Source organism: Flavobacterium sp. WC2509 (assembly GCF_052683105.1).
In genome coordinates this window covers 1,232,830-1,249,202 of record NZ_JBQZFG010000001.1, presented here as the reverse complement: position 1 = coordinate 1,249,202, position 16,373 = coordinate 1,232,830, and the positions used below count along the sequence as shown (strand labels likewise).

Sequence of the window (16,373 nt, the reverse complement as noted above, 5' to 3'; positions counted from 1 at the left end):
CATTGTCAATAAAAAACACAAAATGAAAATTTTTTTTGATTTTTACGAGATTGCTTTAAATAAAGGTAAAAGTATTGGTATATACAATTATAGTTTGTCAATATTGAAAACGTTAGCAAAAGAAAATGATGGAAATATTGAAATCGTTGTTGCCTGTTCAGGAGAGAACTTAGATGAAATAAAAGAAATTGCAAATATAAAACTAAAAATAGTTTCGATAGAATATCCCAATTTTAAGAAAAGACTTCTGTGGAGATTGGTCAATGCCATTCGATTGGCTAAAAAGCAAAATGCTGATATTTATTTTTCGCCAAAAGGTTTTGCACCTAGTTTGTTTAAAAGAAAAAAAAAGCCTTTTATTGTGCTTACGGTTCATGACATGATTCCATTTTATTACTTGTCTAATTATCCTAATTATTTTAGTTTTTTTGAAAATCACTTCATTACTCAATCTTTAAAACATTCATTAACTGTAGCAAATAAAATAATAACCATATCTGAATTCTCCAAGCAAATGATTTATCAACACCATGAACGGAGAGAAGATATTTATGTAGTTTACAATGGAGTATCAATTTTTACAAAGAACATTGAGTCAAAGAAGATATCTCCATATATTTTTGCAATAACATCAAAGTTGCCCCATAAAAATATGATTAATTTATTGAAAGGGTATACGAAATATAGGGAATTAGTAACTAATCCACTACCATTGGTAGTATGTGGTATAAGGGATTATGAGTTAGTTGGTTTTGAAGAATTTAAGCCGTTTATTGAATGTGTTCATTTTGCAGATGAAAATAAATTTACCACACTTTTTTCAAATGCTACTTTATTTTTGTTCTTGCCAAAAATTGAAGGATTTGGTTTCCCTCCATTGGAATCATTAATGTACGGTGTGCCTAATATTGTTTCAGATATTCCTGTTTTAAGAGAAGTATTAGGTGACTCTGCTTATTTTGTTGATGCTGAAAATCCTGAAAAAATTGCTAACAGTATTATTTCGGTATTGTCAAATCCAATAGTTGGACAAAATATTCTTGCAAGTGGTAAAAAAACAATTTTAAATTATTCATGGGAAAAATGTTGTGACCAAATTTTAAAAATTTTTGAGACTATAAATAAAAATAATGATTAACATATTAAACACCATTCCTTTAATGGACTATTCCATTTATAATGGTAATTTAAACCAAGTAGGGTTTGCCGGCAAGACCCTTATCAATACCATCAACCAATATTCCTTTTGCATTGCTGAAAAGGATGCCGCATTTAAAGCGTCCTTGCAGGGGTCTGATATTTTATTGCCAGATGGTATGGCTGTAGTAGCAGCATTGCGGGTACTTTCGGGAAAAAAAATAAAAAAAATTGCCGGAGCGGATATTCACCTTCACTTGCTCCAAGAATTGGAGAAAAAAGGAGGGAGTTGCTTTTATCTAGGGTCATCTGAAAATACCTTGTTGAAAATCAAGCAGCGAATCGCTATTGACTTTCCTAATGTACGGGTAGGGACTTATTCACCACCTTTTAAGACTGAATTTTTCCATGATAAGAAATCAAAAAAAGTTGCTGAGGTTAATGCTTTTCAGCCTGATGTGTTGTTTGTCGGGATGACAGCCCCTAAACAGGAGAAATGGGCTTACTCTCATAAAGAATATTTAGATACCAAAATCATTTGTTCCATAGGCGCTGTTTTTGATTTCTATGCAGGTACAGTGAAACGACCTAGTCCGTTTTGGATTAAGTTACGGCTGGAATGGTTCATCCGTTTGTTAAAAGAACCCAAACGCATGTGGAAACGCTATTTGTATTATGGACCTGTTTTTGTAGGATTAATTTTGAGAGAGAAGTTTGGTTTGAGGAAAGGTTAATTGGTTTGCTTTTTAAATTTAAATTAAAAAGTCTAGAGTAAAGAGTTTCTCTATAAAAAAGCGGTGCAAATTGTAAAATAGGTATTCAAATAACTACTAATTTGTATTATCCAATAATAGAACAATAAACAATAAACACATTTTAATTAATATGTCAATTCTAAAAATACTCGCCACTTACCGTTTTTCCCGCTACTTCAAGCTTGGTTTTTTGGTTTGGGATTTGGTGTTGTTGAATACTTCCATAGTGGTTTCTTTTTTGTTTGTATATGGGAATTTTGAAAAAGTTGATGTCAAGGGAAGTAAAGCCCTCTCCTTGTTGGCTAACATTTTCTGGATTTCATTGTTGCTGTACAAAGACTCCTTTCGGATTGTCCGAACCGAACGTATCGAAGCCATTCTCTATAGAACCATCCGAATTCTGATGATTCACTCAGCAGTCATTGCCTTGTTTATCGTTGTTTTGGATTATGGAGAAATTTCCCGTTTAAGGATGGTTTATTTCTATTCCACTTTTTTTATTTTATTGATGATATTCCGCATACTGTTTATGAAATTGTTGAAGTATGTTCGATCTCGTGGCTTTAATTTTAGGAAAGTGGTCATAGTTGGCGCCAATCCGATGGGAGAACGTATGAATCGGATATTGTCCAAAGATCTGACTTATGGATACCGAGTGATGGGTTTTTTTGATGATGAAAGCAATGAAACCGAGTTAAAAGCTCCTGTTTTGGGTAAGTTTGAAGATGTGGAAAACTATTTAAGTTCAAATCAAATTGACGAAATGTACGTAGCCCTACATATCAACCAAATTGAAGTGATTAATAAGCTTACTGCCCTTTGCGAACGTTATATGGTTAGAATTAGGTATATTCCTGATTTTCAACAATATACTAAAACAAATAGAGTTGAAGTTGTTTTTTATGGAAACGGAAATATCCCCGTTTTAATGTTGCGAAAGGAACCTTTAGAAATTAATTTTAATCGTATAGTCAAACAAATTTTCGATTTTTGTTTTTCTCTACTTGTTATTGTATTGGTCTTTTCATGGTTGTTTCCTATTTTAATTTTCCTAATTAAAATTAACTCTCGCGGACCTGTTTTTTTTGTGCAAGAGCGCTCAGGTAGGGACAATAAAGCATTCCCTTGTTTTAAATTTAGAACTATGTATGTGAATCATAATGCAGATAGTTTGCAAGCCACTAAAAATGACTCACGTATTACCAAAGTGGGTGCATTTTTGCGTAGAACCAGTATGGATGAATTACCTCAATTTTTGAATGTTTTATTGGGAAATATGTCTGTTGTAGGGCCAAGACCTCATATGTTATCACATACTGAACAATATTCGGAATTAATAAATAATTTTTTAGTGCGTCAATATACTAAACCAGGTATCACCGGATGGGCTCAAGTCAATGGTTTTCGTGGAGAAACAAATCAGCTTTCAGACATGGTAGGTAGAGTAGAACACGATATTTGGTATTTAGAAAACTGGAGTTTTTTACTTGATTTAAAAATTGTATACCTAACAGTAGTGAGTGTATTCAGGGGAGACGAAAATGCCTATTAAAAATTAGTATTTTGATGTTAATATTTTTAATATAAAACTAGAAAGGTTACGTAAAAGTCTCAATACGTTAAAAACAATAATTATGAATTAAAATACTTGCAAACGACCAATAGTTTTAATTAATTTGCAAAAGATAAAAAATCAAATGAAAGTAAATAAATACCTATTAAAAGCAATAATCATGTTTGCAATATTGCTTCAAAGTTGTGGAGACGCCAAGGATGTAGTATACTACCAAAATTACGAAAATAATAAAGTTATTAGCAGCACAAATTCATATGAGATAAAAATAAAACCTGATGATTTATTATTGATTGTAGTTTCTGCTGAAGATCCAGAAATTGCTATGCCGTTTAATTTGACAACCATTTCAGTCCCTAATCCAAATAATTTAAATTCGATAGGAGGACAAGAATCTTTACAATCCTATTTAGTGGATCAAAAAGGAATGATTGATTTTCCAGTTTTAGGAAAGTTACACGTGGGAGATATGACCCGTACCGAGGTAACAGGAATGTTGTATGAAAAAATTAGCAAATACATTAAAAATCCAATTATCAATATGCGTATTACTAATTTTAAGGTTTCAGTTCAAGGAGAAGTGACAAATCCAGGAACATTTGACATTAAAACAGAAAGAGTAACTTTGCCTGAAATCTTGAGTATGGCAAACGATTTGACAATATATGGTAAACGAAATAATATCTTAGTTATTCGTGAAGTTAACGGAGTAAAAACGTTCAATAGGGTTGATATTACTCAATCTGATTTTGTGAATTCCCCTTTTTATTACTTGTCACAAAATGATGTTGTGTATGTGGAACCCAATCAAACTAAAGTAAATGGAACAAAAGTGGGACCTAATACAGGAGTTATTATTTCAATTACATCTCTTTTAATAACTGTTATGACTTTAATTGTTACATCAGTAAATAAATAATACTATAAAGAAGTCAAAAAAACGAATAAATTACATAGCTCCAAACAACCCTAAAAAAATGAATACAAAAGAGTTTTACGACGATGATTTTGAGAACAGCGAAATGGATTTTTCAATTAGAGAACAGCTGGATAAGTACTTGATTTATTGGAAATGGTTTATTTTGGCAGTAATTATTGGCTTGATGTGTGCATGGGTTTATTTGAAGTTTACTACAAACCAATTTCAGGCATCAACTACTGTATTAGTAAAAGACGAAAAAAAAGGAGGGATGATGTCTGAATTAAGTGCTTTTGCTGATTTGGGTTTAGTAGGAAAAGGGGTAAGTAACGTTGATAATGAAGTTGAGATTTTAAAATCCCGTACTGTTATTGAAAGTACCGTACGTCAATTACAATTGGATAAACAGCTATTGGGTATAGGTAATATTAAAGATGAAGAAATTTACAGCAATAAACCCTTTGATGTTGTTTTTGAAAAGCCATTGTATGTTACTAATGGGGAAACAATCATATTAGAAATAAGTGATTGTACGAATCATAATTTTAAAATGCAGATAAATAAGATAGGTAAAGATGGAGAAACTATTTTACAACCATCAAAAAACTATGCTTTTGGAGAAGTTATTTCTACGGTCTTTGGTGGTTTGAAAATTAATAAATTAGTAGTTGAAAAAACGGAAGAAGAATCAAAAATAGAGACTTATAAATACATTATTAGCCCTTTTGATTTAGTTGTGCAAAGCTTTAAAGGTCAGTTAAGCGTAGAAGCATTAAGTAAAACTAGTAGCGTAGTAACACTTTCTATTACAGATGCTGTGCCACAAAAAGCGGAAGATTTTTTAAATGCCTTAGTTGCTACTTATAATCGTGAAGCGGCTGCCGATAAAAGTTTCATTACTAAAAATACGTCCAGTTTTATTTCAGATCGTTTAAAATTAATTACAGTAGAGTTAGAAGGTGTTGAAAAAGATGTAGAACAATTTAAAAAGTCTAATAAGTTAACTGATATCGATTCAGAAGCTACTTTATATATTGAAGGAGCTAATGAATATACTAATAAAAGTATTGAAGCCGAAATTCAGTTAAACGTTGTACAATCTTTATTGGACTTTATGAAAAAAAGCTCTAATTCAGATTTGTTACCAAGTAATTTAACAACAGATAATAACAAAGAAGCATCAGGATTAATTGCCCAATATAATACCTTAGTTTTAGATCGTAACCGTATTTTAAAATCGGCAACTATAGAAAATCCTACTGTAGTTAAATTGGATGCACAGATTAATGCTATGAAAGCAAACGTAACATCTGGTTTGCGTCGTTTACAAAGTAATTTGATTATTGAAAAAAGAAATCTAAATAATCAGGAAGGTGTGTTTAGTGGAAAAATTAATAAAATCCCTCAACAAGAACGTCAATTCAAAGTTATTGCGAGACAACAAAAGGTCAAAGAGGAATTGTATTTGTATTTACTTCAAAAAAGGGAAGAAACGGCTATTACTTTAGCTGCTACAGAACCCAATGCACGTGTAATTGATCAAGCAAGGGCGGATTTAAATCCTGTATCACCTAAGAGAAGAATTGTATACCTAGCAGCTATGTTACTTGGTTTGTTAGTGCCGTTTGGTATTATTTATGGAAAAGGCCATTTGGATAATAAAATCACTAGTATTATAGATTTGCAAAAATTAACCAGTGTTCCTTTTGTTGGTGATTTACCGAAATCTGAATCGCCAAATGAATTGATGCAAAAAAGTAGTAGATCTAGTTCAGCTGAAGCTTTAAGAATTATTCGTACGAACTTAGACTTTATGATTTCTAATTCTATAGATAAGAAGGCTAAAACTATTTTTGTTACGTCTACTTTTCCAAAAGAGGGAAAAACATTTGTATCGGTAAATTTAGCTGCAACTTTTGCCCTTTCAGACAAAAAAATCCTACTAATTGGAATGGATATTCGTAATCCAAAATTAGGAGATTATTTACCTATAGCTCCAAAAGGTTTAACTAATTACTTGTCAAGTACAGATACTGATATAAACCCGTACATTATAAAGCACCCAGATTTTGATCAGTTCTTTATTTTACCATCAGGTATTATTCCACCAAATCCGACAGAGCTGTTAATGAATCAAAAGACTAGTGAGTTACTAGAAAAACTTAAAAATGAATATGATTATATTATTGTAGATACGGCTCCTGTTGGAGTAGTAGTTGATACGTTAGTTAATGCTAAACATGCAGATTGTTTTGTTTATGTAGTTCGTGCCAATTATCTTGAAAAACGAATGTTACATATAGCTAATACGTTTTACAAAGATAAAAAATTACCAAATATGTGTATGATGCTTAATGATACTGATTCGGCCAAAGGTTATGGCTATGGTTATGGTTATGGGGTTGATGAAGAAACAAAGAAAAAATCATGGTATAAAAGATTAGGCAAGAAATAATTTAAAATTAAATTTTTAATATAAAAAAGAGTTTATGAAGGCGTTTTCCTTTGTAAACTCTTTTTTGTTTTAGACAATGTCTCCCATGTGAAACAGGAATACGTTAAAAGTGGATGTGCTTGACTTGGTGAGACTTATTAGTCAAGAGTGAAATCTTAATTTTATACTAAGAAAGAAAAGCGTTAAACTTATGGTTGTATTTTCAAAGAGAAAGGAGTTTTATTTAGCTCCGAAAGGTTAGTGTTCCGACTTCTTCAATGGAATTGTAATAATAGCTGTATTACTTTATAAATGGCATCAAAAGTTGTTAAGAATTTTGGAAGAGAAGTTAGATTGTTCAAAACTATATTCTGAACAAGAAAAATCCATGAACTTGAGGTAAAATTATAAGTAGTAGATTAGAATACGATATTTTAAAAAGGTATCAGAGGTTTTTTCTAGAGAGCTTTATGATATATCTTTGGATAAGAGATGATAAAAAACGACTTTTTATATGTTTTTAAACTAATCTCTAAGTAGTAAATAGAGTTTGAAATTTTTTGAATACATTGAGTTTTGTATAATAAAAAAGAAAGCATCTTTTTTAAACGATAAATTATAGAATAATTTAAGTGATTGCAAAAAAATAGCTTAACTTTTCCCCTGCTTTTTGAATGCATATCCATCACTTATTTTTATTAATCTCAGAGCGAGTTTTTGGTTTTAATTTTATTGAGTTGAATATAATAAAAAACCCTTAATCAATTGATGATTAAGGGTTTGTTTTTGTAGCGAAGACGGGAGTTGAACCCGTGACCTCAGGGTTATGAAAACTGAAATTTGATCTTTTTTGTTTTATAATATATTGATTTACAATATTTTATGATTTTTTAAAATTTGGTTTTGTGTTGTTTTTTGGGTTTTCCTCACTCGAGTTCCTCACTTGAGTATTTAAGCAATCCCGATTATTTTTTACCTTTGTGATAAATGGTTTTATTAACATGACATTTATAACGTGTTAACTTTTTTGGCTTTTTCTAACATGAGAATTTAACATGTTAATTTTTTTAAATATCATTAACATGAGCTAAAAAAAACATTTTAACTTAAGCTATTAAGGGTATAAGACCTTTTTTAATTTATCATAAGCTTCTTTATGCTTTTGTTCTGGCATCCTATTTAAATTTATCATTTTCCAAAGTACAGAAGGAAGATTTGCAATTATTTCAATATTCTCCATTTCTAGTAAACTCCAATCGGGAGTTTTATTTTTAAATGATAAAAGAAATTGCTTTTCATTATCTGTCATTTGAGAATTGATTTGATGAATTAGATCTTCTCTAGTTTCCTCTAATTGCATCAAGGGGACATCTACTTCTGCCATTTGTCTAAATTCCGTTTCATAAATGTCACTGATATCTTTACGATGTGGATCTAATAATTCAGACATTGGTCTTTGGTGACTTATTAGAAATATTAAAAATGTTTTTCTCAAATCATCCGTTAATCCTTCATTTTCCAAAAGAAATTTCACATCAAATAAATCTCTAGGATGTTGCCTATCTAAAGCGGCACATAATTTACCAGCATATAAATCAGGATGCGAAGCCAATTGCATTTCTACATATCCAAATTCTGCTTCTACTTCTTCAACTACTTCCTTTCTTACTTCTGGAAAAACAGTTCCTCTTATAACAGGAGACAATTCTACTTTAATACGTATTTCGCCATGGCTTACAATTAGTCTCAGAGCATCACTTTGGTCATGTGCATCTTGTACTCTGGTTCCAGGTATTCTTTCGTGTATAAGTTTGCTGATTCTAGATAAAGCTGCTCTAATATTGATTAATGCGGTATCGCGATCATCCATCGGAATGTATAATAAATCGATGTCAACCGAAAGGCGGGGAAGTGCTCTGTAAAATAGATTAATTGCAGTTCCTCCTTTTAAAGCGAAACATTTTTCTGTGTCTACTAATGGCAAAATACGAACTAAAAGCTGTACTTGTTTACGATAAATTTCTTTTGCACCTAAAGCCATTCTGGAACTGTTATTTTATATTTAGTATTTAATTTTCCACCCTTTATTATCATACGGTTCCCTGAGCCTAAAGATATTGTTTCTTTATTCAATTTGTCTAACCAAACATAATTTTGACGTTCTGCGAACCAAAAGAAAAGGCGCTTTACTTTTATGTTTTTACAAGATTGTAATGCCTTTTGAAGATTTCGAGGAGACAAAGTTGTTAATCCCTGCATTAATTGATCAGCGTGTTCAAAAGTTGTTTTTTGTGGAACTTCTAATAATACTTCGAGATAAGCTCTTTCTGGCGAGGATATTATTACTTTTCTGTCATCATTATCCCAATCTCTTTTTAATGTAAATTGGTGCATTTCTTGATCTTGTTTTGTAAACAAATTATTACTTGTGTGTCTCACAAATTTCACATTCATGTCTAAATTTTTAACCCATTCAGGAATTAAATCATTACCAAATAAGTAGACTATTTTATTTTCTGAAAGTGATAGGTAATGTGATAATCCCTGCATTTCAAGTGCAGTTAGACCACCAACTACCAAATCTGTTTTTAGTATTGATTGTAACGAAAACACTATCGACTGCCAAGATATTTTGGAAATATTTCGAACATACACACCTTTGCTTATGGATTCCAGTTGATTGCTTTTGACCAAATTGTCTATTGCGTGACGAGTGAAATTATTTTCCATAAGCCACTTATGAGTAGTTATTAAACCCTCTGGCATTATTTCATATAATTCTTTTCGTCGTATTACATTTGTTGCCATAATTTAAATATTTGTCATATTGCGGTGTTTATCGCCGTTATACAAAGGTAATTTAAATTACTTAGTTTGCAAAATATTGTTTTAACGGCGTTTATCGCCGTTATTTTTATATTTATTAAATTTTTAGACTAAGCGTATTTAAAAAAATATAAAAAATATCTACCTAAACTTTTAGTAAAATAGTTAGTTTAGTTTAAAAGGAAAAGAGTTTCAGGATATTATAAAAGTATAAAACTAAATGTTTTGCTATTTTAACAGGATATCACTTTTAATCATCACATTCAAAAGTGTTAATGATTTTAATATTGTAAAATATCAATATAAATTAGTTATTCATAATTTGTTTAGAATAATATTGACCATCAATGTAATATGAAACTTTAAATTTATCTGGTCTACCACTTTTTCCAGTAAATTTTGGAGAGACTGTATAATCTTTTATAGTCTTGCCTTCTGAGAGGGCTTTGGATATTTTATTTTCAATTGCCTTAAAGTGAATTTTATTGGCATCATTAGTCATTGGAAGTACATTTATTTGTTCCGAAATACCTCCGTGAGTATTTGCCAAAAGATGCCCGCCATCATCGCTATATCTATAATATCCTGCTTTAACCTTAATTGGATTTCCAAATTCATCTAAGATAATTCTACCATCTTTAAGTTTTTTGGAAAGACCTTGCTCAATACCACTTCTTGCTACTTTGGTTTCATTAGACATTAATGGACAAACCATTTTTTTAACTCTTCCAAAAGCGTCACTATAAGTAGAATTATTTCCAATCTTATAACGTGTATTAGGCATTAAAGGATGGATGTTTAATAATGGATTTAATTTATTTCCTCCTTCTCCAGCAATAGCTGTAATTCTATCTTTTTCAAATGTGCCTAATAATTTATTGGTTTTCGAGTCTATAAGTTCTACGCTTTGGCCTATTTTTTTAAATGAATACTTTTCTTGATCTATTGCACTATTAATCCAACGTATTTGATTTGGATTTGAAGCAAATTTAGTTTCAGAAAAGGTTTTCCAAGTATTTATAAAAGCAGGATTACTTTTTGCATATGTTAAAAATTTTTTGTTTTCAGAAGCGAGTTTTAAAAATTGTTTAGTTAAATCATCATCAAAATTTTTAGCTACAAATTCAGTAACTTCTTTTGATAAACCTAATTCAGATAATTCCTTTGCTGAATTTTTAGTTATTTTTTCAATAAGTTCTGTGCTAACTTCTTTTAAAGCTGTTTTTTCAAGAATTTCAGTAGAAGTTTTTCTGCAAGATGAAATTAAAAGTATTAGCGATAGTAAGAATATCAGTTTAGTGCTATTAATTAGTTTCATAATTTATTTTTTGAAGTTGAGAATAATAATCAATTGTATTTTTATTGAGTAGGTCTAAATAATCAATTTTAGTGCTGTTTATAGTTTTATTACATTCAGTTTTTAAAATTTCTCTAATTTCATTTTGACGATTATGTGATCTTATCCAAAAAAAAATTGCCAAACAAGCGCCAAATACTATGGGTATTGACAAATGAATCTTGATACCTTTACAAGCTCCAAAAAAAACTAGTATTCCTACTATTATTTCCGGAGAAAAACCTAAAACCGCATCTGCTAATTGCTCAATGATTTCTGTATTAATTTTAGTAATAATATTTTCAACTGTTTCATTTTTAGTGTTGAATGAATTTGATTCTATTATAGGTAGATTTAAATTAGAGGAATATTTTACGTTTAATATTTTAGAAATTCCATTTTCTCGTTGATTATTAACTCCGTCTGTATAAATAGTAACTTCCTTTCTGATATAGGCTAAATATGCAGTGGTTCTAAAATAACGTTCAATTTTTAATTTCCAAAGTGTTTTTCTTTCATTTTCTGATTTAAAAGGGCTGTCCCATAATTCGCCAAATAATTTAAAAAAGCCAGTCTCTTCATCAATAAAAGTTTCAATCACATTGTTATAGTATTCTTTAGATTTTATTTGTAGATCTTTCTGGAATATTTCATTGTATTTTAATTCAAATTCTTGTGAATTTTCAATTAAATTTTCAGATTCTTCAGTATTTACAATGTTTTTTGTATGATATGAGTTTTTTATTACCTCTGTTTGCTTTTGTTTACAAGAAATTACAATGGCTATGATAGCTAAGATTAAAAAGATCTGCTTCATAGTTATTTTAACTGCTCCCAAATAGGGTCAAAAGAATTTACAAATAAATCCTTGTAAATAGTTTCAGTGGACAACCAACCAATTATTACCAAGATGAAATAAACTAAAAGTATTGTTATTATTGCTAAAATTCCAAGACCAGTTAATGGATAAGATTTATCATCATGATCAATGCCAAATCCGAGTGCTGTTTTATCTGTTGATGTTGATGGAAAAACTAACCCAATTATGATAAGACCTAAACATATTAACCCAATTTTAATGTAATTTTGTTCTATTAATCTTTTTATTTTAAATTTTAATGGTTTGTATTTAGGATCTAATTCATCCAAAGTTTTGTCTTTTGTTATTAAAGTTTGATTTAGTACATTTTTAAATTGGTTTTCAGCTTCAGAAGTAGCAAATGTTTCACTCTCTAGGATTCTTTTTAAAGAACTCGGAGAACATTCAAATATTCTTGCTAGTTGATTAATATCATTGTCGTTTTTAATTAATAATTCTCGCAAGATTTCTTTGCTCGACATTGTTTCTAGTTTGTCTTCTATTAAAGATTCTGTTCCATTGTCTTTAGAACAGGAAATCAATATTAAAAAAAAGAGAGTAGTTAATAAGTAGAAATTGAGCTTTTTTGTCATCTTAAAATTTTTAAGTTTCAAATGTAATATTTTTTAACGAATTGCCTTCAATTAATACCCCTCAAACCCCTTCCTCAACTCCTCCTTAATCTCCACCACTAACCATTTCGGTTCAACGACCTTAACCAAACTCCCATACTTCAAAACCTGCTGTCTAAACTCAAAATTGGGATGAATACTTAGCTCAATATCAAAATTGTTTTCGTTATGCGTGATGATTTCCTTTTGAGAATGATGTAAAGGTAGCGAGACAATATATGGTTTTTGTGAAATGTGGAAAGACAGTTGTATCTTTTCCATTTTATGATCAACATAATTTAAACCGATTACATTTCTAAATTTATCTATGGCTTCTTCAGTTTTTTGCTTAAATTTTTTAGTGCCTACTGTAATGTCTTTTAATCGATCAATTCCAAAAGTGCGATACCCTTTCTCAGTTTCACCAATAACGTACCAGCGATTTTGATATTGCTTTAAAAAATATGGCTTCAATGTATAATCTTCCTCTTTTAAGTGGTAAAAACTATAGTGCCCAAAACTAATAGGTAAGGCTTGATGAATAGCTTCCAAAATAACTTTAAAATTTGGAATTGAGGAAATGGTAGCTTTGTTTTCAAATTCAACAAAAGCTAATGCATTATTTGTTTCGTTAAAGCTGGACTTAATTAGTTCAGCTGTTGATAGAATTTCAATATGACTCAAAAAAGATTCGATATTTGCTGATTTTTCTTCGTCTAACCAGTAATGGTTAGTGCTTTTATTAAGCGTGATAATGATACCATAATCTTCATTTAATGTTTTTACATATCGTTGTATTGTACGTACCGATAGATTCTTATTTTCTTTAACAGATATTTCTTTTATAAGAATGTCACGATCCATTGATTGGTGTTTTCTTAATAATTCGACTAGGATTTTAGTGCGATATACTTGCGGTGAATTCAGGTGCGTTTGATTTTCTTCCATTTTCTTTTTTTGATATTTCAAAATTAAAAAACAAAAACGACAATTAGTGTCGCTTGTTACTTCTTTCAAATAAATAATAAGCGACACTAATTGTCGCGTTTGGGCAATAATTTAGCTCCGAAATTTTAAAACAAGAATTATGAAAAATTTATTTAAAAAGAAAGACAGCGAATTAGACTTTAGTAGTCTAGGTACCATTTTAAGTACAAGTGTGGCAACCGGAGTTGCGATTGCTAATTATTCAGGAAAAAATCCTAAAACAGCAGGAATAATAAGTGCTGGGATATCTCTATTGGTTACTGGTTTAATAAGAGCTTTAGATGATGATACTTTTTCCTCGAATTATAAAAGCTAAGATACATGTTTTTTAAATTAATTAATTTTTAATCAGACGCAAGTCATAAAATCAAAATCTATGTTATTTCAAGTATTATTAAATATTGTGGCATTTCTTATAAAATGTATTGTTTGGATAGCTGTAGCTTTTCTTGCAATTCCATTTGGAGTTTATTATTTTCTTTTGAGCTACTTCCGTGAGTTTACATTAGCTTATGGCTTTTCTTTTTGGGCAGTATTTTCAATATTATCAATCATTGGCTTTGTTATATTATGGAAACCAATTATCTGGACAGTTGGTGTTATTCAAACATTAGGCGCTGGAGCATAGTATTCGAAAAGGTTTTGGCTGTATAGGCCGAAACCTTTTTTTGTTATAGGTTTAAATTATTCAGAATCTAAGATTTCGTCAGTTTTATTGATCAGGGGATCCAACCAGTCTGCTTTATCGCTTGCCCATTTTATCCACTCTAATTTTTCGAGGGTTAAATCGTTATGTGAAATTGCGTATTGATGCTCTGCTTTAATATATTCTCTAATTAAAAGAGATTGGTTGTATTGCTTGGAAAGTTCGACAAGTTTATTAAATTTTTGAATTTCCTCATCTTTTCGTTTTTTTATTTGATTTTTTCGCTCTTTTTCTTCTTCATATCTCAGCCAGTAAATTCGAGATTCTTCCTTTCGAATTATTTCTTTGTCGGCATCGATTTCGAGTTTTGCTACTATTTTTGCTATTTGATTTTCAAGTTTAATTGATCCGTCTTTCCATTCTTGAGCTCTAAAGCTTTCTCCAATTTTTAAAACTAGGATACCAGTTGAAAGATATGTTGAACTATATGAATTTTTTTCAGGTGGAATTCTTTTTTTTGCTTCTCGCATGCTAAAAGGAAAAGAAATTTCTTTTATAATGATATGAGGTCCATCGCCATTAATGTCTCTTTTGAATGAATGTCCTCTGTAGCGTAGTAGTTTTACGAACATGTCCATTATTAAGAATGCTCGGTTGAGATTTTCTTTTTCAACTCCATATATTGATAATAAGTCTATTTTACTTGTTCTGTAATTGTAGAAATTATAATCGCCTTTAGATTTTGAGTCTTTTGTCTGGGTTATTAAAATGTCAGGTTTTGTTAGTTTTTCGGCAACTTTCAGGGGAGCATTTTTATCACTCAGAATTTGTTTTGTCAATATAGTTAAGGGAGTTTGATCAATATTGATAATACTTCCTACTTCTCTAATTGTAAACTCAATTTTATTATCTCCATTGAAATCTAAATTGAGTATCTTTTTTTTGAATGGTTTATTGTGTTTTAATTTAAGCCAGTATCCATTCTCGGGGAGAGGGATTTCATACTTTTTGCAAATTTTCTTGAAGCCATCATTTGACAAAGCATATTTTTCTAATATTTTTGAAATAGTGGTAGACCAAACTAAATCATATAATTCTTTTCTAGTCAGCTTAGTAGTTTCCATTTGTCAACATTTTACAAATAAAAGTACTCATAAATTTGATAAGTGGTAAAGGATAATGGTATTGATAAATAACTAGGTAGAAATTTTTTTATGAATAATTTTGTTCAGTTTCTCAAAACATTGTTTTGTATTTAATATTGCATCTAGTTCAATTGTAGTTTCTTCTGATTCTTTTTTATTTTCTAATTCGAACTCGATCATTTTTATTGTTACTGGATTAACAAGTTTTTTAAGGGATTGAATGAATTCTGAACCTGATTCTATAGACTTTAGTTTTTCTTGTAAGTTTTCTATTTTGCATGTATAATAACTATGGAAAAAATCTACTATCAGATTATAATTAATTACTTGCTTACCATTAATTTTTGCATTCGAAAGTAGTATTGCATTAGCTAGTTCAAAATGAATTTCCTCCATTTTAAATATTAATTTTTTTATTTTTTCTTTTATTGTGAAGGCATGATTTAAACGTAATGCTGAAAAAATCCACAAGTCATTTTTTAGTTCATCATATTCCGTTATAAGTTGCATTAAACAATATATTAAATCATCTGCAATAGTTTTAGTTTGATAAAACTTTTTCAAAGACTTTAATTTTGGATTATACAATTTGCTTTCAAGGTAGCGGTCTTTAATTTTCTCTTCATAATATCCGATGTAATTTAGAATCTGCAATTCTATAAGCTGTTTTTGTGATAGGACAATTTTTGCCTTCCTAAAATTTAGATCATAAATCTGCTTTTGTTGTTCTGTTTTAAGTTTAGGAATTTGCTTTTCTATGTTTTTTATGCAAATCATTAGTTCATCATAATTTCGTATCATTGGAAAAAAGGTTAATTTACTATTGAGTAAAAATAAAGCGACACACTGTCAAAGTGCGTCGCTCATAATAATTGTAACAGATTCTTTAATTTCTCTTATGCCAACTTCTTCCGTTGGTAGTTGAATAATAAAGACCTTTTGAGGTACTTGCTAGTATTTCTTTACCATTATCTGTTAAATCTTGAAAATTCCCATATGAAGATCCAGAATACCTTACATGCCATGACCTGCCAGAGGTAGTTGAGTATTCAATTTTATTGCTGTTAGTAGGGTTGATCCTAATTAATTCTTCTCCTTTGGTAATCATTTGTGACATAATTTTTATTTTTAGATTGATTGCCTAC

General features: G+C 30.0%; 16 protein-coding genes. 7 read left to right on the top strand and 9 right to left on the bottom strand.

Annotation, left to right across the window (positions count from 1 at the left end):
• The first annotated feature begins 22 nt into the window (after positions 1-22).
• The 5 genes from ACUN3A_RS05115 to ACUN3A_RS05095 all read left to right on the top strand — a co-directional run bounded on the left by ACUN3A_RS05115 (position 23) and on the right by ACUN3A_RS05095 (position 6,839).
• Positions 23-1,138 carry a glycosyltransferase family 4 protein gene (locus tag ACUN3A_RS05115; protein ID WP_445550263.1) on the top strand — a complete coding sequence of 372 codons (1,116 nt, stop codon included), beginning with the start codon at positions 23-25 and terminating at the stop codon, positions 1,136-1,138.
• Positions 1,131-1,871, top strand: a complete 741-nt coding sequence (locus ACUN3A_RS05110; RefSeq protein ID WP_445550262.1) for a WecB/TagA/CpsF family glycosyltransferase — start codon at positions 1,131-1,133, stop codon at positions 1,869-1,871. The genes ACUN3A_RS05115 and ACUN3A_RS05110 overlap by 8 nt, the downstream gene beginning before the upstream one ends.
• A 151-nt stretch (positions 1,872-2,022) precedes the next feature.
• Complete coding sequence (locus ACUN3A_RS05105) at positions 2,023-3,444, top strand: undecaprenyl-phosphate glucose phosphotransferase (protein ID WP_445550261.1); 1,422 nt, start codon at positions 2,023-2,025, stop codon at positions 3,442-3,444.
• A gap of 181 nt (positions 3,445-3,625) precedes the next feature.
• Positions 3,626-4,384 (top strand): polysaccharide biosynthesis/export family protein, encoded by a 759-nt coding sequence (locus tag ACUN3A_RS05100; protein WP_445550260.1) that lies wholly within the window; start codon positions 3,626-3,628, stop codon positions 4,382-4,384.
• Positions 4,385-4,442: 58 nt separating this feature from the next.
• Entirely contained in the window at positions 4,443-6,839 is a 2,397-nt protein-coding gene (locus tag ACUN3A_RS05095; RefSeq protein ID WP_445550259.1) for a GumC family protein, read from the top strand.
• Between the two features lie 1,093 nt (positions 6,840-7,932).
• Here ACUN3A_RS05095 and ACUN3A_RS05090 read toward each other — a convergent pair.
• The 6 genes from ACUN3A_RS05090 to ACUN3A_RS05065 all read right to left on the bottom strand — a co-directional run bounded on the left by ACUN3A_RS05090 (position 7,933) and on the right by ACUN3A_RS05065 (position 13,398).
• Positions 7,933-8,859: a nucleotidyl transferase AbiEii/AbiGii toxin family protein gene (locus ACUN3A_RS05090; RefSeq protein WP_445550258.1), complete on the bottom strand. Its 927-nt coding sequence runs from the start codon at positions 8,857-8,859 to the stop codon at positions 7,933-7,935.
• Positions 8,850-9,626, bottom strand: a complete 777-nt coding sequence (locus ACUN3A_RS05085; protein ID WP_445550257.1) for a type IV toxin-antitoxin system AbiEi family antitoxin domain-containing protein — start codon at positions 9,624-9,626, stop codon at positions 8,850-8,852. The genes ACUN3A_RS05090 and ACUN3A_RS05085 overlap by 10 nt, the downstream gene beginning before the upstream one ends.
• A gap of 325 nt (positions 9,627-9,951) precedes the next feature.
• The gene (locus ACUN3A_RS05080; RefSeq protein ID WP_445550256.1) at positions 9,952-10,962 is read right to left on the bottom strand and encodes a DNA/RNA non-specific endonuclease; all 1,011 of its coding nucleotides are present in this window, start codon (positions 10,960-10,962) and stop codon (positions 9,952-9,954) included.
• Positions 10,949-11,797, bottom strand: a complete 849-nt coding sequence (locus tag ACUN3A_RS05075; protein ID WP_445550255.1) for a hypothetical protein — start codon at positions 11,795-11,797, stop codon at positions 10,949-10,951. The genes ACUN3A_RS05080 and ACUN3A_RS05075 overlap by 14 nt, the downstream gene beginning before the upstream one ends.
• 2 nt (positions 11,798-11,799) lie before the next feature.
• On the bottom strand, positions 11,800-12,453 hold the full coding sequence (locus ACUN3A_RS05070) for a hypothetical protein (RefSeq protein WP_445550254.1): 654 nt from the start codon (positions 12,451-12,453) through the stop codon (positions 11,800-11,802).
• Positions 12,454-12,483: 30 nt separating this feature from the next.
• A complete protein-coding gene (locus ACUN3A_RS05065) occupies positions 12,484-13,398 on the bottom strand; it encodes a helix-turn-helix transcriptional regulator (protein ID WP_445550253.1) in 915 nt (304 codons plus the stop codon).
• Positions 13,399-13,537: 139 nt separating this feature from the next.
• Between ACUN3A_RS05065 and ACUN3A_RS05060 the strand changes: the two genes are divergently transcribed.
• Complete coding sequence (locus tag ACUN3A_RS05060) at positions 13,538-13,753, top strand: hypothetical protein (protein ID WP_445550252.1); 216 nt, start codon at positions 13,538-13,540, stop codon at positions 13,751-13,753.
• Positions 13,754-13,813: 60 nt separating this feature from the next.
• Positions 13,814-14,065: a hypothetical protein gene (locus ACUN3A_RS05055; protein WP_445550251.1), complete on the top strand. Its 252-nt coding sequence runs from the start codon at positions 13,814-13,816 to the stop codon at positions 14,063-14,065.
• A gap of 56 nt (positions 14,066-14,121) precedes the next feature.
• On the opposite strand, the gene ACUN3A_RS05050 is transcribed toward ACUN3A_RS05055, so the two are convergent.
• The 3 genes from ACUN3A_RS05050 to ACUN3A_RS05040 all read right to left on the bottom strand — a co-directional run bounded on the left by ACUN3A_RS05050 (position 14,122) and on the right by ACUN3A_RS05040 (position 16,345).
• The gene (locus tag ACUN3A_RS05050; RefSeq protein ID WP_445550250.1) at positions 14,122-15,207 is read right to left on the bottom strand and encodes a hypothetical protein; all 1,086 of its coding nucleotides are present in this window, start codon (positions 15,205-15,207) and stop codon (positions 14,122-14,124) included.
• 72 nt (positions 15,208-15,279) lie between these two features.
• Positions 15,280-16,029, bottom strand: coding sequence for a hypothetical protein (locus ACUN3A_RS05045; RefSeq protein WP_445550249.1), 750 nt, complete (start codon positions 16,027-16,029; stop codon positions 15,280-15,282).
• 85 nt (positions 16,030-16,114) lie between these two features.
• Complete coding sequence (locus ACUN3A_RS05040; RefSeq protein WP_445550248.1) at positions 16,115-16,345, bottom strand: hypothetical protein; 231 nt, start codon at positions 16,343-16,345, stop codon at positions 16,115-16,117.
• Between the last annotated feature and the right edge of the window lie 28 nt (positions 16,346-16,373).